We start from the raw sequence: 21,281 nt of genomic DNA, 5'->3' as shown, positions 1-21,281 counted from the left end.
ATGTGGATTAAACAACTGCACATCTATCATTTTGGCAAGTTTCAAAACCTCAAAATAAAGGATTTGTCCAAGGGAGCGGGCTTTATTTCTGGAGAAAATGAAGCGGGTAAATCTACCTTGATGAGTTTTATTAAATGTATGCTTTTTGGTTTTCCTTCTAAGCTTACCAGCGAAAGAAGGTATGAGCCAAAAGATGGGAACCGGATGGGCGGATCTCTTACATTAATGACAGAATCACACGGAGAACTGGCCATTGAGCGCGTAGCAGGAAAAGCGGCAGGTGATGTTACAGTCTATTTGGAGAATGGTGAACAGGCCGGTGAAGATTTTCTGCAAAGCTTGCTGAAAGGGCTGGACCGTTCGCTTTTTCAAGGAATCTATTGTTTTGACATCGATGGACTCCAGGAAATCGAAAAGATCAGCCGGGATCAGCTGGGGAGCTATCTGCTCGGCGCGGGTATGACAGGCAGTAAGGAGCTGCAGGAGCTTGAAGCCCTGCTGGAAAAAAAGCAGGCGGCGCTTTTTAAACCTGGCGGCAGGAAGCCGGTGATCAACGAAATGCTTCAGGAGCTCCACAGGGCAGAAGAAGAGCTGCTGAAGTGGAAAAGGAAAAACGAAGAATTTCAGCCCGCCGCTTTGGAATTAAAAGAAGTGAAGGACTCTATACAAAGATCGGAGAAAGAAAAGGCTCATCATCAGGAACAATGGTATCAGGCTCAAAAGTGGAAATCGGTGCTTCCGCCTCTGCAGAAGTGGAAAGAAAATAAACTGGCGCTCGATCAGCTGCAAGAGGGTGAGTTTCCTGAAAATGGACTGCAGCGGCTGGAGTATTTGCAGGAAAAGCTGTTTGATCTTGAAGGAGACTTGGCAGTTTGCAAGAATAAGAACGATGAAGTTGAAAAGCAGCTTGCAATTCTGGCTATCGATGAACAAGTACTGAAAGAAGGGGCGCGTATTGAAGCCGTTGGACAGAAAATCCATTATCTTGAGAGTCTCTTGAACGACAAAGCTGGCTTGCTCCAAAAGGCTGAATTGCTAAGCAAAGAAATTCATCGTCTTATTCATGAAACAGGCTATGAAGGAGAAGACAATAACCTTTTTGAATTGAACAATGGAATTGCAGCAAAAAACGGCCTTGTTCTCATGACAAAAAACCATGAATTGCTGCAGCAGAAGAAAGAATGGATGGAACAGGAGCTGACAGCCTCCCGCAGCCGTCTTGAATCAGCAGAGGAGCGGCTGAAGCTTGCAAAAGGAAAGCTGCTCCATGAAGCGGATTTTCAGAAACTGAAGGAACATGCTGATCAGGATAGAACCTATCGAAGGCTCATGCTCGAAAAAGAACAGCTTCAGATGCAGATCAAAAATGCAGAGGGGAATAGTTCGTCACGCTCAGTTCCCCGGAAAAAGAACTGGATTCCGGCAGGAGCCTTATTTGTTTTTATTGCCGTCATTATCATCTATCTTGTTAGTAAAGGCGAAATGGCTGGAGCTTTGCTTTCAGCTTTGGCGCTGGGTGCCAGTTTCCTGTATTGGATGAAAAGCAGAACGAAAGAAAGAGGCAGCCATACGGGGAAGGAAAATCTTCAGGCTCTCTTGGTGCAGCTGCAAAAGCTTGAAGAACAGCTTGCAGGCATTTCAAATTTTGAAGAGCTTGACCGTCTACAGCAGCAATGGATCGAGGAGCAAGCGCAGCGCAATGAGTACAATAGGCTTCAGGAAGAAACAAAGCGGCTGGAACAGTCCTACCAGCAAACCGCAGCCGGCTATGACAAGCTGGAGCTGGAGGAGTTTGACAACGAGGCCAGCATCCAGGAGTGGAGCAGGGAAAATGGATTTAATGGACCCTGGCAGCACCTGCTTCTGCCTGGCTATTTTGAAAAGATTGAAAGACTGAAGGAACTATTGATCGAAAAATATCAATTGGAAGAAAGGCTTTCGCAGCTTCAAGTTAATATTTCCGTTATTTTAGAAGATGTGAACCAGCTTTCAAAACAGCTCGGCCTTTCAGAGCATGCCTCTTATCATGAGAGAATAATGCAAGCGCGTATGCTGCTTCAGCAGGAAAAGGAAAAGCAGCGGAAGCTTGAATTGCTTCAGGAAGCAAAACGGGCAGCTGTTGAGAATGAACAGGAATTACTGACGAAGCGTTTAAGTTACACAGCAGAAAGAACCCGGCTCTTTCAACAAGCCGGTGCTGATAACGAAGAGAGTTACAGAAAAAAGGGAGAAGCGGCAGATTCAAGGAAAAAGATACAGGAGCAACTGTCACAGGCTTCGCTGCAGCTTTATGCTTTTGGATACAGCGATGAAGAAATTTTCAATCTTTCGGACAGGCTGCTGGACAAATCTTTTAATCTGGAAAAGGAGATTGCTGCGGCAGAAGCCTATCTTAAAGAAAGTGAGCAGGAGTTAGAAAGCTTCAAGGGCAAAAGTGCTGAACTGTCCCTTCGCCTGCAGCAGCTGCAGGAAGAGGGCAGCTACTCGGAATGCCTGCAGCGATATGAAACGTTAAAGGATATTCTGCAGGATCAAGCAAGAAAGTGGGCCGTTTACAGGACTGCTGCGGATCTGCTGAAACGAACGAAAGAACGGTTTCATGCGGAGCGGCTGCCTGCCATTATAAAAAAGGCAGGAGTATATTTCTCCCGCATCACCGCTGGAAAATACGTGGATTTATTCCTGGCAGGGGAAAAGGAAAGTTTAATCATTGAGCGGAATGACGGTGTCCGTTTCAATCCCGTGGAGTTAAGCCGCGGGACAGCCGAACAGCTATACTTATGTGTGCGGCTTTCACTAGCTTCTTTATACCAGAGAGAAGGAATGCCTCTGATTTTGGATGATGTGACCGTTAATTTTGATCCTGTCCGTACAAAACAGACCTTGGACCTGCTCATGGAGATCGGTGAAAAGCATCAGATCATCTTCTTTACGTGCCATGAAACGCTATTCAGTGACAGGCCTTCCGTACCGGTCATCCATTTAAAGGAACCGCAGCCTGTCAGACCGGGCGACGGTGCGTTTTTATAAATTGACGTGTTTATGATATAAAAAGAGTAGCAGAAGTGCTTTCAGAGCTGAACCTGCACACAGGAGGGGAACGACCAATGAGTGACTATAATGTTTACCTGGTGGAAGATGAAGAGAATCTTTCACAGGTTTTAAAAGCGTATATGGAACAGGAAGGCTGGAACGTGACCGTTTTTGACAATGGCGAAGAGGCCGCGAAAAACGTAGAAGATACCCCTCATCTTTGGATATTAGACATTATGCTGCCTGGAATTGACGGATATGAAGTATTACGAAAGATTAAACAGCATTCCGATACTCCGGTTATTTTTATTTCAGCCAGGGATCAGGACCTCGACCGGATCGTCGGTCTGGAATTAGGCAGTGATGATTATCTTGCAAAGCCATTTATGCCAAGGGAGCTTGTCATACGTGCTAAAAAACTTCTGATTCGGGTATATGAAAGCGGAGCAATGGTTCCTAAAAAAATAGAAATCACGGGGTATATCATTGATCCGGTCGCGAGAAAGATTACCTTTGACGAGGAACTGATCAATCTGACATCAAAAGAAATGGACGTTTTGCTGTATTTGATTGAAAATCTTGGTACCTCAAAAGCCAGGGAAGAGATCCTAGCTCACGTGTGGGGCTCTGATTACTTCGGATCTGAACGTGCGGTTGATGATGTCATCCGGCGGGTAAGAAAGAAGATGCCGCGCTTAAATCTTGAAACGGTCTATGGTAACGGGTATAGGATCGTTACCTCATGATCCGTTTAAACCTGACACAGAGAATCTGGATATCGTTCGCCCTTTTAATTCTTCTCATAGGGCTTATTCTTGCTATTATCTTTCCGCTATCTATTAAAAAAACGATGACAGATGAAACCTATAAGATTATCAAAATCGAACAGGATAAACTTATGGATCAGGATAAAGAGATTCCTCAGCCTGATACATCGATTGATTTTATTGAGCGCAGAAAATTAGGCCGTTCTGTCGGACATGTGATCATTAAAAATGATTATCTTGGCACAAAAGGAGACTATATTCCCGATCGCGTATTGGCTGAAATGGGTTCACATGCCTATAAGCAGAAGTCTGACCAGCAGAAGTATGAACTGACGTATGGCGATGCCACGCTGTTTTACATCGTTAAAAGACTGGAAACTGATTCACATGGCAACTTTTATTTAATTTCCTATATGTGGGATACGTACCGTGACCAGATGGTGGACCGGCTATGGACACGGCTTCTCTGGATCTTATTCTTCACAGGGATGATTGCCGTTATCCCGGCCCTTTGGATGGCCCGCTATCTTCGCGCTCCATTGACGATATTGGGCAGACGGTTTGAACAGATCGCCAAGCGAAACTGGAAAGAGCCCTTCATCTGGCATGAAGACGATGAATTCCAGAAGCTTTCGCAGCAGTTTGAATCCATGCGCCAGAATCTGATCCGATACGATACTGCTCAAAAGACGTTTATCCAGCATGCTTCACATGAACTGAAAACACCGGTCATGACCATTAAGAGTTATGCCCAGTCGGTCAAGGACGGCATCATGCCGAAAAATAACATTGAAGATATGATGGATGTAATCTTAAGTGAAGCCGACCGGATGGAAAACAGGGTAAAAAACATGCTGTATTATACAAAGCTTGATACACTGAAACAACAGACCCTTCAGTGGGAAATGATCTATTTTGGAGTCCTTGCGGAAGAAATTATCAGCCGTTTCCGTTTTCAGCGGGATGATATTGAGCTTTCCATCATTGGTGATGAAGTTTTATTCTGGGGTGACCGTGAGCAGATCACAATCGTTTTTGAGAACTTTATCCAAAATGCGATGAGGTATGCACGATCCGAGATCATATTATCGGCAAAAGAAGAAGGAAACAACATCACCCTTGGCGTATGGAATGATGGAGAGCAGCTTTCAGACCGGGACCGTGAAAATCTTTTCCTGCCTTTCCGTAAAGGCAATAAAGGGCAGTTCGGTCTTGGATTAGCGATCGTGAATCGAATTGCCGAGCTGCATGGCGGAATACCCAAAGTGACCAATATTGAAGATGGTATTCTATTCGAAGTCATTCTTCCAAAGGACAGGCAGACATAAGTTTAAACAATATAAAATAAAATATGAGGTGGCATAATGAAAAAAGGTCTTGCTCAATATAAAGTGGGAGAAGTGGTAGACTCCTATTTAATGATAAAATCATCCACAAAATCTACAGCAAGCAACGGTAAACCCTTTTTAAACCTAATCCTGCAGGACCAGACAGGAGATATCGATGCAAAACTATGGGACTGCTCCCCGGAGGACGAACAGCAATATGTTCCACAGGCTTTGATCAAAGTTACCGGTGATATGAGCAACTACAGAGGAAAGATGCAGCTCAAGCTCAAACATATCCGTCCGGCATCTGAGATTGACGGCGTGAAGATTAGTGATTTTGTAGAAACAGCACCGCTTACACAAGATGTGATGATGGAGAAAATCACACAGTACATTTTTGAGATGCAAAATCCTAACATCCAGAGAATTACAAGGAACCTTTTAAAGAAATATCAGGATGATTTCCTAAAGTTCCCTGCAGCCGTGAAAAATCACCATGAATTCGTTTCTGGTCTTGCCTACCATGTCGTGTCCATGCTTGATCTGGCCAGGGGAATATCAACCCTGTATCCTTCGCTTAATACTGATCTGCTTTATTCCGGCATCATCCTTCATGACCTGGGCAAGGTGATTGAACTGTCCGGTCCTGTGGCTGCCAACTATACGCTGGAAGGAAAGCTCCTCGGCCACATTTCCATTATGGTGAATGAGATCGGGATTATCGCAAAAGAACTGGAAATTGAAGGAGAGGAAGTAACGGTCCTTCAGCATCTCGTGTTAAGCCATCATAGCAAACCAGAATGGGGAAGCCCGAAAGCACCGATGATCCGTGAAGCGGAGATCCTTCATATGATTGATAATTTCGATGCGAAAATCAACATGATGGACAGAGCGCTGGTCAAGGTGGAACCAGGGGAATTCACGGAAAAAATCTTCCCTCTGGAAAACCGCAGCCTCTACAAACCGCTTTTTGAAAAAGAATTAGCAAAAAAGTAATTGTCGTAACAATTTGAATATGGTAAATTTAGAGAGAGAGATAAATGAGATGGAGGCAATGACAAATGAAACCCATTGTTCAAGAAAAGGTGTCTGCTAAATAACTAACTAAATCAAATGTTGTACCGGACGGCTGAAGGAGCTCTGTTTCCTTACGTTATAGCGTACAAGTGTGATTTATTTAGTTATGACCTTTTCTCTTGAGCGATGGACCCATTTGTCATGCTATAGCCTTCAGCACGTAATAGAAGCCTATAGTTGACGTGGAATGCGCAGCTATAGGCTTTTTTATGCCCAATTTCAGCACTTTCCAATAATAAGCGCTCAAGAGATCGGTTGATTGTTATTTGATTGAAACATATGAAAAGAGAGTGATAGGGATGAAGTGGAAAGATTGGGACAGAAATATTAAAGTTCGGCTTTTGGGAGAGTTTGTAATTAATCTGCTGTTTTGGATGTTTTTCCCGTATATGGCGATTTATTTTTCCGATGAACTTGGAAAAGAACAAGCCGGTATGCTGCTGGTCGCTTCCCAGTTGGTGGGAGTCGTAACCAACCTGGTCGGCGGTTATTGTGCCGATACATTCGGAAGAAAGAAAATGATGGTGGTTGCCGGTGCAGGGCAGGCAGTTTCCTTTGCTCTGTTCGCACTGGCCAATTCTCCTTGGCTGAATTCGCCTGTGCTGACTTTTTTGGCGTTTACGGCATTAGGTTTGTTCGGATCTTTGTATTGGCCGGCAAGCCATGCAATGATCGCGGATGTAGTGCCTGAGAAGAACCGCAGTGAAGTGTTTGCTGTCTTTTATACGAGCATTAACATTTCAGTTGTGTTCGGACCGGCATTGGGAAGCATCTTCTTTTTCGACTACCGGTTTGAATTGCTGCTGGCCTGTACGATTGTTGGCATTATCCTGACTTTTGTCCTGCAGAGGTTTATCAGGGAAACCGTGCCGGAGAAGAAGCCGATTGTTGAAGACAAGAACGGCGAGCCGAAAAAATGGTCCGAGGTCGTCTGGAATCAGTTGAGAGATTACCGGGTAATTGCAAAAGATAAACTTTTCCTATTGTTTATTCTGGCAGGTGTGCTCGTCGCACAGACCTTTATGCAGCTTGATTTATTGATTGCGGTGTATACGACAGAAAAGGTTCCTGTACAGACGCTGCTTCATCTCGGTGACTGGTCACTATCGCTTTCAGGTGAAAAAGCGTTCGGTTACATCGTATCAACAAATGGTTTATTGGTCGCGCTGTTTACCGTTTTTATGTCAAAGTGGATGAACAAATACAAAGAAGGAAACATCTTTGTCATTTCCTCTCTTTTATATGGAGTAGGTATGCTGCTTTACGGCAACACGACAGTCATCTGGTTCCTTTTCCTGGCTATTACCGTCTTTACAGCTGCTGAGCTGATGGTCGTCGGCATTCAGGAGAGCTTTATCTCCAAGTTGGCTCCGGAACATATGCGCGGACAATATTTTGCCGCAGCAGGACTGCGTTTCTCCATCGGGCGAAGCTTAGCACCGTTAGCAATTCCGCTTACCATGTGGATTGGTTTTCAATGGACGTTCTTTATGCTGTTCGTTCTAACCGTAATCAGTGCAGGCTTATATCACGTGATGTTCCGTCTGCATGATAGAAAAATGGCAGGGACAGAAAAACAAAAGTCAGTTGCTCCCAACGCGGCAGGTTAAAAAAACAATAATCAAATGACATATCTTTTTTCCATGCTTCATAAGATGGGAATACGAAGCTTGTCTTTAGGAGGAATAGGAATGAAAGGATATGTAGCCCTGGGACTTGGAGTCTTACTCATTGTTGCTTTTGTTTTAAAAGAATTTGTTGCTCCTCTTCAATATTTCTTTGATTTAACGCCATTTTGGGTATACTTTGTGGTCGCAGGCATCATCTTCAGCGGATACCGGAGCTACAATTTAGGTTCTGAACAAAAGCTTCTCGACCTGAAGGTGATTGAACAAGAAGGGGAAGTATTCATGAAACGAATCGCTGAAGAACGTGAACGCAGAAGTAAATAGGGTAAATGTTTAACAAGCCGGCCGGCAAGGTACTGTGTATGAAACCTTGTTGGGCGGTTTTTTGTTTTTGCGGGCGGGAAAGGTTGGTAAACAGTAGTGGAGATGTGGAAAAGCACTTAACCAGGCTGAAAAACGAGTAAATCGGTGTAAAAAGCGTTAAAAATCTGCCAGTTCTATGTATTTTTTCTCTTTTTAGTTGAAATATAGCTGGTCAGAGCAGACATTTAGAGATTATTCAACTTGGAAATTATGATTTATCATTTATTTAGGAGTGCTAAAAGAATATATTATCGATATTAGAAGTTTATTATCGAAACGGGTAATTTTATTATCGAAAAAACTGTTTTATAATCGAAACACTCTATTTTATTATCGAACCGTTTATATTAACGCAATTCGATAAATTTCGACCCATTCATTTATTCCAAACCATATAAAAAAAGAGGGGCTGTCCTGAAAGTCGAAAATTGACCTTCAGCAGCTCCTTTTCGGCTTGAAAATCTTCAATGAAAAGTTGATTGAAGTGGAAGGTGCGAGACTCCTGCGGGACTAGCGTGACAGGTGAGACTCCCGCAGGCGCTAGCGCCAAAAAGTAGGCGTTCACGCCGGTAAGGCTCACCGCACGCCCCGCGGAAAGCGAGCACCCTGGAACGGAAATCAACAGCTTACAGACTTCTTGGACAGCCCCTTTTTGTTGCTGTGTAAAAGTTCCACCGTCTATCGGCTTTGAACGGGTCCTTCAGCTTTTCATCGATCCAACTTCAACGCTTAGAGCCCCGCCAACTTCACTCCCTCAACCCAACACAAAAAACGTGTTGAATTTCAGGAGCTCCAGTTCAACGGGGCTCTGAGCAAAGCGATTCAGCCATTCATTATTGCTGTGGCTGTGCTGGCATTTGAGTGTCTTGTTTTTTAAGTGCGTCTTTTAGGTCTTTATCTTTGATCTTGATGTCAGCTTTTTTCTGAAGCTTAGTGATGACTTGGTCTGTTGGTTTTGCTTTTTGCTGTTTCAGTTCTTCGCTGATTTGTTTCTTCTTGTCTTCAAACTTGTTGGTTTTCTTGTCTACGACTTTAATGATGTGGTAGCCGAATTGAGATTTTACAGGGTCGCTGACTTGTCCAGGTTTAAGCTTGAATGCCACTTTATCAAATTCAGGAACCATTTGGCCTTTACCGAAGTAGCCGAGGTCTCCGCCTTTTGATTTAGAACCAGGATCTTTGGAATACTTTTCAGCAAGTTTGGCAAAGTCTTCACCTTTATCAAGTTTCGCTTTTACTTCTTTTGCTGTTTTAGCATCATCCACCAGGATGTGGCTTGCTTTTACTTCTTCTTTATATTTTTCGTTAAATACTTTTTTCATTTCAGCATCGGTAACTTTAATACCATCAGTTGCTGCCTTTTTATTTAGAAGCTGTGTCTTAACGAGTTTTCGTAAATCTTTTTCGTTTTTAATGCCGTTCTGTTGAAGGGCTTGCTTGAACTGGTCTTCACTGCCAAGCTGTTTTTTGATTTTAGCGATCTCGTTGTCAATCTCTTTATCGGTAACCTTGTACTCTTTTTCGAGAAGTTTATTATCTACCATTTGCTTAAGAACTTGATCTCCGTACTGTGCCTTAAGCTCATTGTAGAATTCATCCTTGGTGATGTCTCCAGCTTTGGATTCAACAACCTTCTCTGATCCTGCACCGGAGTTGCACGCTGACAGCGACAACACTCCCGCAGCAAGTCCAAGGGATAATAACCATTTTTTCATCTGACACACTCCCACTGTTCGAGTAATATTTTCACAGTATCTACTATAGCATAAACATTGGATAAAATCCTATTCATACTCGGAATTATGAGAAAAATTACACAAATTTACTGTTTCATTGAGCAAGGAAATTTTTATAAACCGGGACATTCGTCTAATCAAACCAAGACATATCACTATATGATGTGGAGAAGAAAAAAGGAGGAGATTGATGATGGGATGCGGTGCTGGTTTCGGACATAGCTTTTTAATTCTGATCATTCTTTTCATTTTATTAATAATAATTGGCTGTACTTGCTTCACGTGGTAAGGACAAGGACGTAGGCAAAAGTTTAAAATTTATTTCGATTTACAGGCATTCGCCTATGCGAGCAATAGGTGGGCTGCATAGGATAGCGTAAGAAATAAAGGAGGTGGCATCATGGGTTCTACACATGGAAGAGGCTTTGCGTTAATCGTTGTGTTGTTTATTCTGTTGATCATCGTCGGATGTGTATGTTGGGGAGGATGGTGTTAATCACTCCTCATAATCGGTAGTAAACCGGCTTTTTCTGCCGGAGGAGGTATTTCAATGAACGGTTTTTCTGGCGGCTTTGAGCTGATTGTTGTATTGATAATCCTACTCATTATTATCGGATGCATTTGTTTCTGTTGACGAAAACTAGAGAGGGGTGGCATCTGCCATCCCTTTTGTTTTCGTAGAAGCATAGGGATGCCTCATTAGTATGTAAAGATGTTTTCTACATAAGCACTGATTAAAAGAATGGTAATCAGAACATTTATGGTACGGAACACATTGGGCTGTGTTTCAGCAGGAATGGATTTACGTGAACAGAGTTCATTGGTGAGGGTATTAAAAACAAATAAAAAAACAGGGGCAAGAATTACAAATATCACATCTGGCATGGTACAATACCTCCATAAAAAGCTACCATTCTTACTTTAACAAAAGTTGGGGAATAAGAATAGAAAAATGCAACTATTGGAGGACGAAAATGAAAAACAAATGGAAATGGAGCTTCTTTGCTCTGGCTGCCGTTATCGTCATCGTTATCATTGTCATTGCTTCGTTGATTTTTTCAGGAGGAGAAAAGGACTTTGATAAAGCTGAACAAACCGGTGGATCACTGGCGGGGAAGAAACTATTCACTATACATACGGGGAAAGAACAGGCTGCGTTTCTAATGAACAAACAAATTGAGGAACAAAAAAACCTGGACCTAAAGGTAAAGCTTACGAATCAGATGAAACTGTTCGGGCGGATAGACGTTTTTGGAAGAGAAGTAGTATACCAGATGTCGATGGCGCCAGAAGTTCTTCCAAATGGAGATCTGGCTCTGCATGAAAAAAATGTACAGGTCGGACGTTTGAATCTGCCGGGCGAGCAGGTGCTTAATCTTGTTTCAAACAGTGTAGACCTCCCCAAATGGGTGAAGGTTTACCCGCAGGAAGAAATGATTCACGTGCAGCTGACCAAGATGAACATAAAGAAGCACATTAAGGTAAAGGCCAAAGAGGTCGATCTGCCGCATAATAATATTTCGATAGACGTGTTTGGAAAATAAACAGATGGAGAATTTTAGAAGATAAGAAGAAAGCCGCCTTACAAAAAAGGCGGCTTTACTATACAATAGAAACTAAAGATCGACTATAAGAAAGCAGGATGAAGATGGAAACGATTGAAGAACGTGTTGAACGGCTGGAATATTATAACCGGCTTACTGTACAATCGATTAATTTAAGGACATATCCCTTCTATACGCTGGTGATGGAAAACCACCTGAGCGAAGACGAGGTGGGAGATGTCCTTTCATTGTGCGATGAACTCCAAAGACGTTTTGAGGTCCAGACGGAGAGTGGTTATGTGCAATACCTTCCTCTTCTTCTCCATTTTGCAGGAATGCTGAATCCAAAGCTGAAGCCAAGAGAAACCGTTCAAGCTCTTCGTACCCAAGGCGTCTATCCTGAACTTATGGATAAACTGTATGATTTGGCACGGCGTTACGAGTGAATGCCTGCCAGCTCAGGAGTCATTGGTATGACATTGCTTGGGGGCTTTTCCTCCAAGCTTTCTTCAACTTTCAACTCAAGTTTGTTAAAGATCGTCATGAAGTCCTCACCGTAGAGGTTTCGGATCATGCACATGATCTCAGGGAAGTCAGGGAACTTTCCGAAGAGTTCCTTGATCGGTAAAGCGGATGAAAAGACACCGAAGCTTGACGGATCATAGGTTTCCATTGTTTTTAGGAGAAGCTCTTCACCCTTATCCGTCAATTGAATGTATGTATTGCGCTTGTCATTTTCTTTTTTGGAAAATGAAAGGTAGCCTTGTTCCTCCAGCTTTTTCGAAAAGTTAAAAGCAGTCGACACATGCATGACTCCGAATTTTGCAATATCGGAAATGCTGGCTCCTTCCAATTGATGTGCAATCCATAAAATGTGATGTTCGTTGATGTTTAATCCGTAATCCTTAATCCAATTCTGCCAGTCTTTTTCCACACTCTTCCATAATGCTTTGCTGATCTGCGCGAATTTATGACTGAAAATCATCGCTTCCTTTACACTGTACAAATTGTCCTTTTCCATACTAAATGCCCTCCATTACTACATATAAGAACATCAATCTACCCCCCATTATGCCAGTATTTTCTATAATAAGAAAGTAAAATTTTTCAAAACTAAAAGAAAAATTGGTAATAAAGGCATGAAACTTAAGCATGATAAGATATGGAAGATCATAATAGTTAAATAATAAAAGAAATCTCCCAGTTCAAGGGAGATCCCCAATTGTACAGTGATTATTTAGCCAGGGTAGCTTTGCTTTCCTCAAGCGTGTCCTGGATCTCTTTTACGTTCTCCTGGATACTTTCCATGTTGGGCTGAACATCTTCCTTCCAATGATCAATATCCTTCTTTAAGTCAGCAGAAGCCTGTTTGAACGCGTCCTTTCCTTCTTTGGAAACAAACATAATTTTTTCTTTAAGAGTAATACTCTCACGTTTCATTTGGGAGACAGAGTTCTTTAACTTATTCGCACTGTCTTTAATGTCCTGTCTGACATCCTTGCCTGACTTAGGCGCAGACAGCAGGGTAGTTGCACCTGTAACGATTGTTCCGATGGCGAAGCCGTAAAGTAAAGATTTTGCTTTAGACATAAATAATTCCTCCTCTTTTATAGTTAGTATTACATTCTTGGTGGATCAGAAGAATTCCTATTGAGAAATTTCACGAAAACATAAATATTTAACGATGATTTTCGGCATGATTGGACAGGCACCTGCATATTTATAAAATGGGGGGGATGGACAATGAATTGGAAAACTATAATATTGCTGATTGCAGGACTGCTTTTAATTATGCGCATGATGTACTCCTTAAACACTACCCGCCAGTATTCCTTTCGTAACACTTCCATCAAAAAAAAGAGAAAAACAGCTGTCGTTTTCGGCTTGATCGGGATTACGGGGCTAGTTGTCTGTTTGCTCACTTTTGTCACAAAATAACGAAAAATAGGGAAAGCTGATTCTTTTTGAATCTGCTTTTTTATGTTAGAAATATAATAGATAAAGGTATAATAACAACAAGTCAGGAGGAGGGTATTATGGAGCGTCACACCATCGGTAATTATTTTAACAGAATGAAAAGCAAGGCCTCTGTTATTCTGGATGATGATCATCAAACAGGTGAACTGATCACCAATGCCGAGAAAAAAACAGAATCTGCACAAAACAACAGCAGCTTGCGGGAACTGACTTCTCAGGTGAAAGCGTTAATCAGGCTGGTGAAGCATTATCGCGATGGCTCATACCGGCATGTATCAAAAAAATCGATGATGCTTATTGTTGCGGCCCTGCTTTATTTTGTCAGTCCAATCGATGCTGTTCCAGACTTTTTGGTAGGCATTGGCCTATTGGATGATGCTGCTGTTTTGGCTTTTTTATATAAAACGATTAAAAAAGAAATCGATCATTACATGGAATGGGAAGAAGAAGAGCAAACCATAAAGCCGGCACCTTAAATCAGGTACCGGCTTTTTTTATGGCTTATTAAAATGAATTATACTTGTGCCTCTTTCGATTGCGGAGGCATTGAACGCTTTCTGATGCTGTGTGCTACCGGATACAAGACGAACATGACGACACAGTTTACGGCAGCTGTCGGCAATACGACCGCCAGGAAGATGGACAAAAACGTCCCAGGCAGGCCGGCAACGAGAAGAGCTGTACCGAGGAAAATCGATCCGCTCACAATCGTTCCAGCGAAAGTTAATATCGCAGCTGTTAATGCATTTAGTTTAAAGCGCGAAACGAGTAGGAATAGTCCTAAAAAAACGAGTGCGGTTATTGGTTTATCGACCAGGTTGGCGATCTGCCCGCCCGGGAAAGTTGTTGTTATGGCTGTAATGACTCCTGTTGCCAGCGCAGCTACAATGACGTTAGAAAGCGACGGGAACATGATAATCGTTAGAAAAAGCATAGTAAGCATCATATCAGGCCTCATGCCTAAAAAGAATGGCGGCATAATAGCATGAAGAACATACCCCAATGCTAATAAAACACCTGTTAGTGCTAATGATTTAGTTTTCATTACTCATCTCTCCTCAACTCAACTCTTAATTCATCTTTCATAGGTGCACTTTTGCCCTATGCAAAGAAGTTATCACTATAATAACAAATCTGGAGCTTTTTGAACAGTAATTAAAGACTATTTATCATGTTTTTTCTGGAAATTTTCCATGAAATTCCTAAGTGCCTGACAGGCCTCAAGAGGAACTGCATTATAGGCTGATGCTCTGCATCCGCCGATGGACCTGTGGCCGGCCAGCCCGTAAAATCCTTGTTTATTTGCTTCTTTTAAAAACTGCTTCGTCAAATCTTCATTTTGTAAGGTGAACGTAATATTCATCAATGAACGGCTGTCCTCGGCAGCATGTCCTGAATAAAAGCCGCTGCTTTGATCAATGGCTTCATAGATGAGCTGCGCTTTTTCCTGGTTTCTTTTTTCGAGTTCCCCCAGACCGCCCAGATTTTTCGCCCATTCAAGAACGAGTTTCAAGAGATAGATGGAAAAGGTAGGCGGGGTGTTATAGAGCGAACGGTTTTTAATGTGTGTCTCATACGAAAGAATGGCCGGAAGCCCTTCATTTGCCAGTTCGGCTGCATCTTTTCGAAAAATTACAACCGTCACACCGGCAGGGCCCAGGTTTTTTTGAGCTCCTGCATAAATAAGGCCGAACTTATCTACGGGAATCCTTCTGCTTAAAATATCACTGGACATATCAGCGATCAAAAAAGGGTGGTCAATACCGTCGAATGAAGCCCATTGTGTACCATAGATGGTATTGTTGGATGTTATATGAACATACGAATATTCTTCAGGAGAAAAAGAAGGAAGATCAGGAATAGAGGCGTAGTTGGAAGCTTTTCCTGATACGATCTCTTTTACATCTCCAAATTTACTGGCCTCTTTTAACGCTTTTTCAGACCAGGAACCGGTTAAGATATAGCCGGACTGTTCGTCGGGCTTCATAAAATTCATGGGTATCATCGCAAATTGCAGGCTCGCACCGCCCTGCAAGAATAGAACTTCATACTGATCGGGTATAGAAAGCAGTTCTTTTAAAAGTTTTTTTGCTTCTTCATGAACTTCCTCATAGTGTTTTCCGCGATGGCTGTGTTCCATAATGCTGATCCCCGTGTCCTGGAAATCCAAAAATTCTTCTTTTGCTTTTTCCAATACCTGCCGGGGTAAAGCTGCAGGTCCTGCGTTAAAATTATATACCTGTTTCATGAATACAATTCCTCCCCTTATTTAGTGGTTTCAATGCTTTGTTAAAGCAGATTGTTGATTTCAATCATATTGGAAATCGCATACTGATACTTAAAAAAGGCCCTCAAGTCTTTTTCTCCAATAAGAAGGGGTGATAGCTGGCGGTTCAATCACACCCCACCAAAAATCAACAACATGGACTAACAGAGCTTATAAAACAAAAAACTGCCTTGATTCAGGCAGCAGATATACAAATGTTATGAAGAAAGATGGGAAGCAATCGAGCTGGAAATCTCACTGAACTCTTCCTGTGAGTAATCATGGGTTTCCCACACCGCTCCAAAGCCATCTCCTTTGCCATAGCGGGGAATGATATGTACATGGTAATGAAAAACGGATTGTCCTGCAGGTTCTCCGTTATTATTCAGTACATTAAGACCGATGGGATCAAATGACTCTTTAATCGCTTCGGCAACGGCCGGAACAGCTGCGAACAGTTTTCCTGCTGCTTCAGCAGGCAGGGCATAAATATCTTTGTAATGTTCCTTTGGGATTACGAGGGTATGCCCTTTTGTGACTTGGCTGATATCGAGAAAGGCCAGAACGTTTTCGTCTTCATATACTTTATAGGCTGGTATTTCGCCCTTCACGATTTTACAAAAAATACAATGCTCGTCATGGTTCATTTCATCACCTCTGAAAATGTTTTTTCTCATTTTAGCATAAGTGCGGACAATATGTTATTGGAACATTTAAAAATTTAAACAAAGAAAGAGGACCCTACGTTTGTAGAGCCCTCTTCCTTATAGAGGTTAGAGAAGAAAGGAGAACCTGGAAACATACATTTCGATTTTTTTGCGAACACCTCATTCTGTTGGATTAAAAGCTTAGGTAAGCAATAATCTTTCCAAGAGAATCATCTCCCTGAATTTGGTTGTTCAAATCGTTATATAGCACCTAAAATCTCCCTCGAAGAAGGGGGGATGCCTTCTTCAAATATAGGTTTGCCAAGAATCAAGAAGTTTATCCATAAAAAATGCAGCCGTTGGAAAACAAAAAAGAAACATAGTATGATGAAGATGAAATAAAGGCGGAATTGATAACAAATTAGAGGTGTCGCAGCTGTTCCTGAAAGGAAGGACAGCTTTTTTAAAACGTGGTTCGCGGTGCGGTTTTTCATATAAAATGGACAATCTCGGTAAAATAGAGGAGAAGCTGGGAAAGAAGGGGTCGAACATGAAAAAAATTCTTGAAGTCAACGGATTAACAGGAGGCTATTCACCTGACAGGCCTGTGCTGCATGATGTTTCCTTTAATGTGCATGCCAATGAAATCGTAGGGCTGATCGGTTTGAACGGAGCGGGTAAAAGTACGACCATCAAGCATGTTTTAGGTCTTATGGAGCCGAATAAAGGTACTTCCAGAATTAATGGGAAGACCTTTCAGGAGGAACCGGAGGAATATCGCGGACAGTTATCATACATACCAGAGACACCTATCCTGTACGAAGAGCTTACTCTTTGGGAACACCTCGAGATGACTGCCATGGCTTATGGCCTGGAGGAGCAGACGTTTTTAACAAGAGTAAGGCCCCTGCTTACGGAATTTAACATGGAAAATAAAATCAAATGGTTTCCTGGACATTTTTCAAAAGGTATGCGGCAGAAAGTCATGATCTTGTGCGCTTTCCTGGTAGAGCCTGAACTCTACATCGTTGACGAACCATTCGTCGGACTGGACCCGCTCGGCATTCATTCATTTCTGGAACTGATGGAAAGGTTTAAAAATAACGGAGCAGGCATCCTGATGTCAACACATATCCTGGCAACGGCGGAACGGTACTGCGATCGTTTCATCATCCTGCATGAAGGCAAGATCGCTTTGGAAGGGACGTTAGCGGAATTGAAAAATCAGGTCGGAAATCCTCAGGCTACGCTCGATGAGATCTATATTTATACCAGCAGAGGAAACAGGCCATGATGGATTTCACAAAGATATGGGAGAGCAGGAAGGACCAGTATTTTACAATAGCGCTCCGCTACTTCAGATTGATTGGAAACAGCGGGTTCATGCTCTCGCTTTACATTTTGTTTGTGATGGGAAGCTTCTATTATGCCAGGATCCTTAAAAAGCTGCCTGAAAACTTTCCAGCGTCCTGGCTGCTTGTAGCGGTGTTTGCCTATTTGCTGACAAAAAGCCCAGTACGGACGTTTTTGAAAAAAGGCGACCTCGTGTTTCTCCTGCCTGTCGAATCGAGAATGAAAGAATATTTCAGGAATTCCTTGCGCTATACGATCATCATTCAATGCTTCGTGATCGTCGTTGTGTTTCTCGCATTCGGGCCGCTGTTTTCAAAGTTCATTTCCGGAAGGCCGTTTGAGATGTTGCTGACCTTAATTCTGTTGCTGTCAGCAAAAATATGGAACGTCAAAACCTCATGGGAAGAACAGCGGCTGCCCTTTGACCGCAGCAGGAGGAACTATATGGCCATCCGTTTGGCTGTTAATGCAGTGTTCCTGTATCTTCTTTTTCAGAAGGCTTATGTGTTTATCATCGCTATTCTTGCCATTATGTACGTTTTATCAAATTTTGTGTTTGGTTACATCAAGAAAGTGCACGGCTACAAGTGGGAGCATTTGCTTGAAGTGGAAAATGGCATGATGATGAAGCTTTATCGGATTGCCAACTTGTTCACAGACGTCCCTCAGCTGTCTCAAAAAGTAAAGCCGAGAAAGTGGCTGTCACTGCTTTCCAAAGTGGCCTATAAACAGAGACATACGTTTGACGGTTTATACCGCAAGACGTTTTTTCGATCCAATGATTATTATGGAATCTACATTAGACTGATCATCATCGGCGTTCTTTTCCTTTTCTGGATCCCCTCCGGGTGGTGGCATCCTTTACTCGTCTTGTTATTTATGCATGCAACAGGCGTACAATTGCTGCCGCTTTACGGTCACCACAGGGGAAACGTATGGTTTGAGCTGTATCCTGTCAAACACCAATGGCGTTTTCAGGCCTTTCAAAAATGGCTTCGTATCCTTTTATCCATCCAGGCCGTCCTTTATATTGCCTTTCTGCTTCTGACGGGAGGGACTTGGATGATTGGAGCTGTATCAGGAGTGGCTGCAGTTATCTTTGTTTGGCTGTTTACCGCTTACTATACTAAAAAACAGCTTTTGCGAGTAATGTAGTAGTAATACAACCAAGCAAGGCTGGGAAGGATTGAGGGGAAGCTGAATGGGAAAGTATGAAACACAAATTCTGGCTGAACTGAACAGATGGGAAAAAGAGATCAACAAAAATCCCTCTCTCTGGGACCGATCTGCTAAAAAACTGCAAACCCGCATAAATGAACTTCTGCCCGAAAAGGTTCATCAGGTGATCACGAAAAGCATCAAAAGCATGGTGCACGGCACACTGATTGGTTCAGAATATACCTCGAAAAAGCAGCCGCTTGCTCCTCTTGCCCTCAGGGAAAGTGATCAAGCGGCAGATTCGTTAATCACCGCTTACCGCCGGACAGCTGCAGTTGAGGGGGCGGGGACAGGGGCAGGGGGATTTTTGCTGGGCCTTGCGGATTTTCCAATCTTATTAGGAATTAAAATGAAATTTCTGTTCGATGTGGCTGGAGTCTACGGATACAATGTAAAAGATTATCGTGAACGCCTGTATATTTTGTATATCTTTCAGCTTTCTTACTCAAGCCCGTTTAAGAGAAAAGAACTCTTGGAGAAAATCATGAACTGGGAACTGACCATTGCAGATTTTCCGTCTGAGCAGCAATATTTGCAGAATATTGATTGGCAATCTTTGCAGCAGGATTACAGAGATCATATCGATCTAGTAAAAATGCTGCAGATGATCCCCGGTTTTGGAGCAGTAGTGGGTGCTTATGCGAACTATCGCTTTTTGGATGAACTTGGAAAAACAGCGAAGAATTGTTTCCGGCTGAGGACAATCAATCAATTAAAGGAAAAAGGCTGGCTGAAAGAGACATAAATAAAGCTGCCCCCGGATAAACCAATTGGTTTATCCGGGGGCAGCTTTATTGTTTTATTTTAGAATCGGTTGTCTTTTAAGAGACGATCCATTTCTTCTTTATGTTTGGTTTCATCAGCAATCATGTCTTCGAGCTGGACAACCAGTTCCGTCAGTTTCAGTTGAGCTGCCTGCTCTTTGCGTTCTTCGTATCGGCGAATGGTGTCAATTTCTGCATTTCTTGCTTCTTCAAGCATTTGGCGTACATCTGTTACCTGTTTGACTTCTTTTGGAGTTGTTGTAGGTATTCCTCCGAGTGTGCTGATCTTTTCTGCAAGGTAAAGGGCATGGCCTTGTTCATCGCCAATTTCTGACTCAAAGAATGGCTTTAGCACTTGGCGAAAGATTCCTGAAACCGTTGCTGCGTTGTGATTGTACATAATGATCGCTGAATATTCGTTGGCTAGATCCTCGTTTAGTCCATCTATTAGTGCTTGTAAATCTTTTTCCATCTTTACATTACCTCCCAAAATTCATTCTGTGTTATTCTTCCCCGTTTGCATAATGGATAAACTATGGAAAAAAGGGTTTACTTCAGTTGGCAAAAGGAAATGTTAAGAGGTGTAGACAGATAGAAATGTAAAGGAGCGTGGATTTCAGTGGCTAAAATTGCAACTGTACTTACCAATTTATTTGAAGATGTTGAATATACAGACCCAGCGAAAGCTTATAAAGAAGCGGGTCACGAGGTAGTAGTGATCAGCTCGGAAAAAGGAAAACAGCTGGAAGGAAAGCAGAAAGAAGCAACTGTTACTGCTGACGCAGGCATTGGCGATGTCAGCCCTTCTGATTTTGATGCTCTTTTCATCCCCGGCGGCTTCTCGCCTGATCAACTTAGGGATGATGAACGGTTTGTGAGGTTCGCAAAAGATTTTGCTGATAACGGAAAACCAATCTTTGCGATCTGCCACGGCCCTCAGCTGTTAATTACAGCAGAAGTATTAAAGGGCAGAAAAGTAACAGGCTATAACTCCATTAAAGTGGATTTGAAAAATGCGGGAGCTAATTTTGTCGATGAAGAAGTGGCAGTTTGCGGAGGCAACCTTGTGACCAGCCGACAGCCTGATGACATCCCGGCATTCAACAAGAAGTCCCTTTCCATTCTTTCAAAATTAAATCAATAAAGGAGAAGAAAGCTATGGGCAATGAAGAAAAGCATATCCTGCACAAAGACGATACAGTGAACATCAACAAAGTAGATGATACTGTTGGACGCATCAGTGATGAACGCAAAGATGAAATTTTACGGAACTTTTCTGAATTTAAATCGTATCTTCATACAAGGGTGGCGCTTGGTGAGAAACTTGGATTAAATGAAGAAACACTTGCTAAAGCTGCACAAAAAGTTGCAGATCATCTGGCTGAGACCGAAGAGCCGCGCAATGCTGAAGAAAACCTTCTGAAAGAGCTTTGGAAGGCAGGCGACGAAAATCAAAGGCATCAATTGGCGCATATGCTTGTAAAACTTGTACAATAGGACGCAGAAAAAGCTGCTTTGATTGCTCTCAGCAGCTTTTTCTTATTGCCAGATGTTATGACTGATGAAGCAAGAGGTGTTAA

At 42.5% G+C, this 21,281-nt stretch carries 27 protein-coding genes; 18 read left to right on the top strand and 9 right to left on the bottom strand.

Features of this window, described 5'->3' with window-relative positions; genetic code table 11:
- The 6 genes from AR335_RS13710 (at position 1) to AR335_RS13685 (ending at position 8,157) form a co-directional block, all read left to right on the top strand.
- Positions 1–3,030 (top strand): AAA family ATPase, encoded by a 3,030-nt coding sequence (locus AR335_RS13710; protein ID WP_062236697.1) that lies wholly within the window; start codon positions 1–3, stop codon positions 3,028–3,030.
- Positions 3,031–3,107: 77 nt separating this feature from the next.
- On the top strand, positions 3,108–3,779 hold the full coding sequence (locus AR335_RS13705) for a response regulator transcription factor (protein ID WP_053355562.1): 672 nt from the start codon (positions 3,108–3,110) through the stop codon (positions 3,777–3,779).
- Positions 3,776–5,128, top strand: coding sequence for a sensor histidine kinase (locus AR335_RS13700; RefSeq protein ID WP_062236694.1), 1,353 nt, complete (start codon positions 3,776–3,778; stop codon positions 5,126–5,128). Before AR335_RS13705 ends, AR335_RS13700 begins: the two co-directional genes overlap by 4 nt.
- 36 nt (positions 5,129–5,164) lie before the next feature.
- Positions 5,165–6,124, top strand: a complete 960-nt coding sequence (yhaM, locus tag AR335_RS13695) for a 3'-5' exoribonuclease YhaM (RefSeq protein ID WP_062236691.1) — start codon at positions 5,165–5,167, stop codon at positions 6,122–6,124.
- Between the two features lie 380 nt (positions 6,125–6,504).
- Entirely contained in the window at positions 6,505–7,815 is a 1,311-nt protein-coding gene (locus AR335_RS13690) for an MDR family MFS transporter (protein ID WP_062236688.1), read from the top strand.
- An 81-nt stretch (positions 7,816–7,896) separates the two neighbouring features.
- Positions 7,897–8,157: a sporulation YhaL family protein gene (locus tag AR335_RS13685; protein WP_082316026.1), complete on the top strand. Its 261-nt coding sequence runs from the start codon at positions 7,897–7,899 to the stop codon at positions 8,155–8,157.
- Positions 8,158–8,572: 415 nt separating this feature from the next.
- On the opposite strand, the gene AR335_RS13680 is transcribed toward AR335_RS13685, so the two are convergent.
- Positions 8,573–8,818 (bottom strand): hypothetical protein, encoded by a 246-nt coding sequence (locus tag AR335_RS13680; RefSeq protein ID WP_062236670.1) that lies wholly within the window; start codon positions 8,816–8,818, stop codon positions 8,573–8,575.
- A 211-nt stretch (positions 8,819–9,029) separates the two neighbouring features.
- Positions 9,030–9,911, bottom strand: coding sequence for a peptidylprolyl isomerase (locus tag AR335_RS13675; RefSeq protein WP_062236667.1), 882 nt, complete (start codon positions 9,909–9,911; stop codon positions 9,030–9,032).
- Between the two features lie 211 nt (positions 9,912–10,122).
- On the opposite strand from AR335_RS13675, the gene AR335_RS23215 reads away from it, so the two are divergent.
- The 3 genes from AR335_RS23215 (at position 10,123) to AR335_RS23205 (ending at position 10,566) form a co-directional block, all read left to right on the top strand.
- On the top strand, positions 10,123–10,221 hold the full coding sequence (locus AR335_RS23215) for a YjcZ family sporulation protein (RefSeq protein WP_082316025.1): 99 nt from the start codon (positions 10,123–10,125) through the stop codon (positions 10,219–10,221).
- Positions 10,222–10,332: 111 nt separating this feature from the next.
- Complete coding sequence (locus AR335_RS23210) at positions 10,333–10,428, top strand: YjcZ family sporulation protein (protein ID WP_082316024.1); 96 nt, start codon at positions 10,333–10,335, stop codon at positions 10,426–10,428.
- A gap of 54 nt (positions 10,429–10,482) precedes the next feature.
- A complete protein-coding gene (locus AR335_RS23205) occupies positions 10,483–10,566 on the top strand; it encodes a YjcZ family sporulation protein (protein WP_082316023.1) in 84 nt (27 codons plus the stop codon).
- Positions 10,567–10,631: 65 nt separating this feature from the next.
- On the opposite strand, the gene AR335_RS13665 is transcribed toward AR335_RS23205, so the two are convergent.
- Positions 10,632–10,817 carry a hypothetical protein gene (locus tag AR335_RS13665; protein ID WP_053355556.1) on the bottom strand — a complete coding sequence of 62 codons (186 nt, stop codon included), beginning with the start codon at positions 10,815–10,817 and terminating at the stop codon, positions 10,632–10,634.
- A gap of 89 nt (positions 10,818–10,906) precedes the next feature.
- Between AR335_RS13665 and AR335_RS13660 the strand changes: the two genes are divergently transcribed.
- Complete coding sequence (locus AR335_RS13660; RefSeq protein ID WP_062236664.1) at positions 10,907–11,476, top strand: YpmS family protein; 570 nt, start codon at positions 10,907–10,909, stop codon at positions 11,474–11,476.
- 104 nt (positions 11,477–11,580) lie between these two features.
- Positions 11,581–11,922: a DUF1878 family protein gene (locus AR335_RS13655; protein WP_062236662.1), complete on the top strand. Its 342-nt coding sequence runs from the start codon at positions 11,581–11,583 to the stop codon at positions 11,920–11,922.
- Here AR335_RS13655 and AR335_RS13650 read toward each other — a convergent pair.
- Entirely contained in the window at positions 11,913–12,497 is a 585-nt protein-coding gene (locus AR335_RS13650) for an HTH-type transcriptional regulator Hpr (RefSeq protein WP_053355553.1), read from the bottom strand. The genes AR335_RS13655 and AR335_RS13650 overlap by 10 nt on opposite strands.
- Before the next feature lie 212 nt (positions 12,498–12,709).
- The gene (locus tag AR335_RS13645) at positions 12,710–13,066 is read right to left on the bottom strand and encodes a YtxH domain-containing protein (protein ID WP_053355552.1); all 357 of its coding nucleotides are present in this window, start codon (positions 13,064–13,066) and stop codon (positions 12,710–12,712) included.
- Positions 13,067–13,219: 153 nt separating this feature from the next.
- Here AR335_RS13645 and AR335_RS13640 point away from each other — a divergent pair, with 153 nt between their 5' ends.
- Together AR335_RS13640 and AR335_RS13635 are read left to right on the top strand one after the other, a co-directional pair.
- Positions 13,220–13,414 carry a hypothetical protein gene (locus AR335_RS13640; protein ID WP_053355551.1) on the top strand — a complete coding sequence of 65 codons (195 nt, stop codon included), beginning with the start codon at positions 13,220–13,222 and terminating at the stop codon, positions 13,412–13,414.
- A gap of 98 nt (positions 13,415–13,512) precedes the next feature.
- On the top strand, positions 13,513–13,929 hold the full coding sequence (locus AR335_RS13635; RefSeq protein WP_062236658.1) for a YkvA family protein: 417 nt from the start codon (positions 13,513–13,515) through the stop codon (positions 13,927–13,929).
- A gap of 38 nt (positions 13,930–13,967) precedes the next feature.
- Here the strand turns inward: AR335_RS13635 and AR335_RS13630 are convergent, their stop codons facing one another.
- The 3 genes from AR335_RS13630 to AR335_RS13620 all read right to left on the bottom strand — a co-directional run bounded on the left by AR335_RS13630 (position 13,968) and on the right by AR335_RS13620 (position 16,366).
- Positions 13,968–14,498: a tryptophan transporter gene (locus tag AR335_RS13630; RefSeq protein ID WP_053355549.1), complete on the bottom strand. Its 531-nt coding sequence runs from the start codon at positions 14,496–14,498 to the stop codon at positions 13,968–13,970.
- Between the two features lie 117 nt (positions 14,499–14,615).
- Entirely contained in the window at positions 14,616–15,701 is a 1,086-nt protein-coding gene (serC, locus tag AR335_RS13625; RefSeq protein WP_062236654.1) for a 3-phosphoserine/phosphohydroxythreonine transaminase, read from the bottom strand.
- A 236-nt stretch (positions 15,702–15,937) separates the two neighbouring features.
- Positions 15,938–16,366 (bottom strand): HIT family protein, encoded by a 429-nt coding sequence (locus AR335_RS13620; protein WP_062236651.1) that lies wholly within the window; start codon positions 16,364–16,366, stop codon positions 15,938–15,940.
- 550 nt (positions 16,367–16,916) lie between these two features.
- Between AR335_RS13620 and AR335_RS13615 the strand changes: the two genes are divergently transcribed.
- The 3 genes from AR335_RS13615 to AR335_RS13605 are packed head-to-tail and all read left to right on the top strand — an operon-like array spanning position 16,917 to position 19,682.
- Positions 16,917–17,660, top strand: a complete 744-nt coding sequence (locus tag AR335_RS13615; RefSeq protein ID WP_062236648.1) for an ABC transporter ATP-binding protein — start codon at positions 16,917–16,919, stop codon at positions 17,658–17,660.
- Complete coding sequence (locus tag AR335_RS13610) at positions 17,657–18,874, top strand: ABC transporter permease (protein WP_062236645.1); 1,218 nt, start codon at positions 17,657–17,659, stop codon at positions 18,872–18,874. The genes AR335_RS13615 and AR335_RS13610 overlap by 4 nt, the downstream gene beginning before the upstream one ends.
- Before the next feature lie 46 nt (positions 18,875–18,920).
- Positions 18,921–19,682 (top strand): EcsC family protein, encoded by a 762-nt coding sequence (locus tag AR335_RS13605; RefSeq protein WP_062236643.1) that lies wholly within the window; start codon positions 18,921–18,923, stop codon positions 19,680–19,682.
- Positions 19,683–19,741: 59 nt separating this feature from the next.
- Here the strand turns inward: AR335_RS13605 and AR335_RS13600 are convergent, their stop codons facing one another.
- The gene (locus tag AR335_RS13600; protein ID WP_053355543.1) at positions 19,742–20,173 is read right to left on the bottom strand and encodes a ferritin-like domain-containing protein; all 432 of its coding nucleotides are present in this window, start codon (positions 20,171–20,173) and stop codon (positions 19,742–19,744) included.
- 147 nt (positions 20,174–20,320) lie between these two features.
- Between AR335_RS13600 and AR335_RS13595 the strand changes: the two genes are divergently transcribed.
- Together AR335_RS13595 and AR335_RS13590 are read left to right on the top strand one after the other, a co-directional pair.
- Positions 20,321–20,845 carry a type 1 glutamine amidotransferase domain-containing protein gene (locus AR335_RS13595; protein WP_062236640.1) on the top strand — a complete coding sequence of 175 codons (525 nt, stop codon included), beginning with the start codon at positions 20,321–20,323 and terminating at the stop codon, positions 20,843–20,845.
- A gap of 14 nt (positions 20,846–20,859) precedes the next feature.
- Positions 20,860–21,198 carry a DUF3243 domain-containing protein gene (locus tag AR335_RS13590; protein WP_062236637.1) on the top strand — a complete coding sequence of 113 codons (339 nt, stop codon included), beginning with the start codon at positions 20,860–20,862 and terminating at the stop codon, positions 21,196–21,198.
- The last annotated feature ends 83 nt before the right edge of the window (positions 21,199–21,281 follow it).

It is taken from the genome of Fictibacillus sp. FJAT-27399 (assembly GCF_001510655.1).
In the GTDB taxonomy this organism is placed as follows: Bacteria; Bacillota; Bacilli; order Bacillales; family Fictibacillaceae; genus Fictibacillus_C; species Fictibacillus_C marinisediminis.
This window is presented reverse-complemented; position numbering and strand designations above follow the sequence as displayed.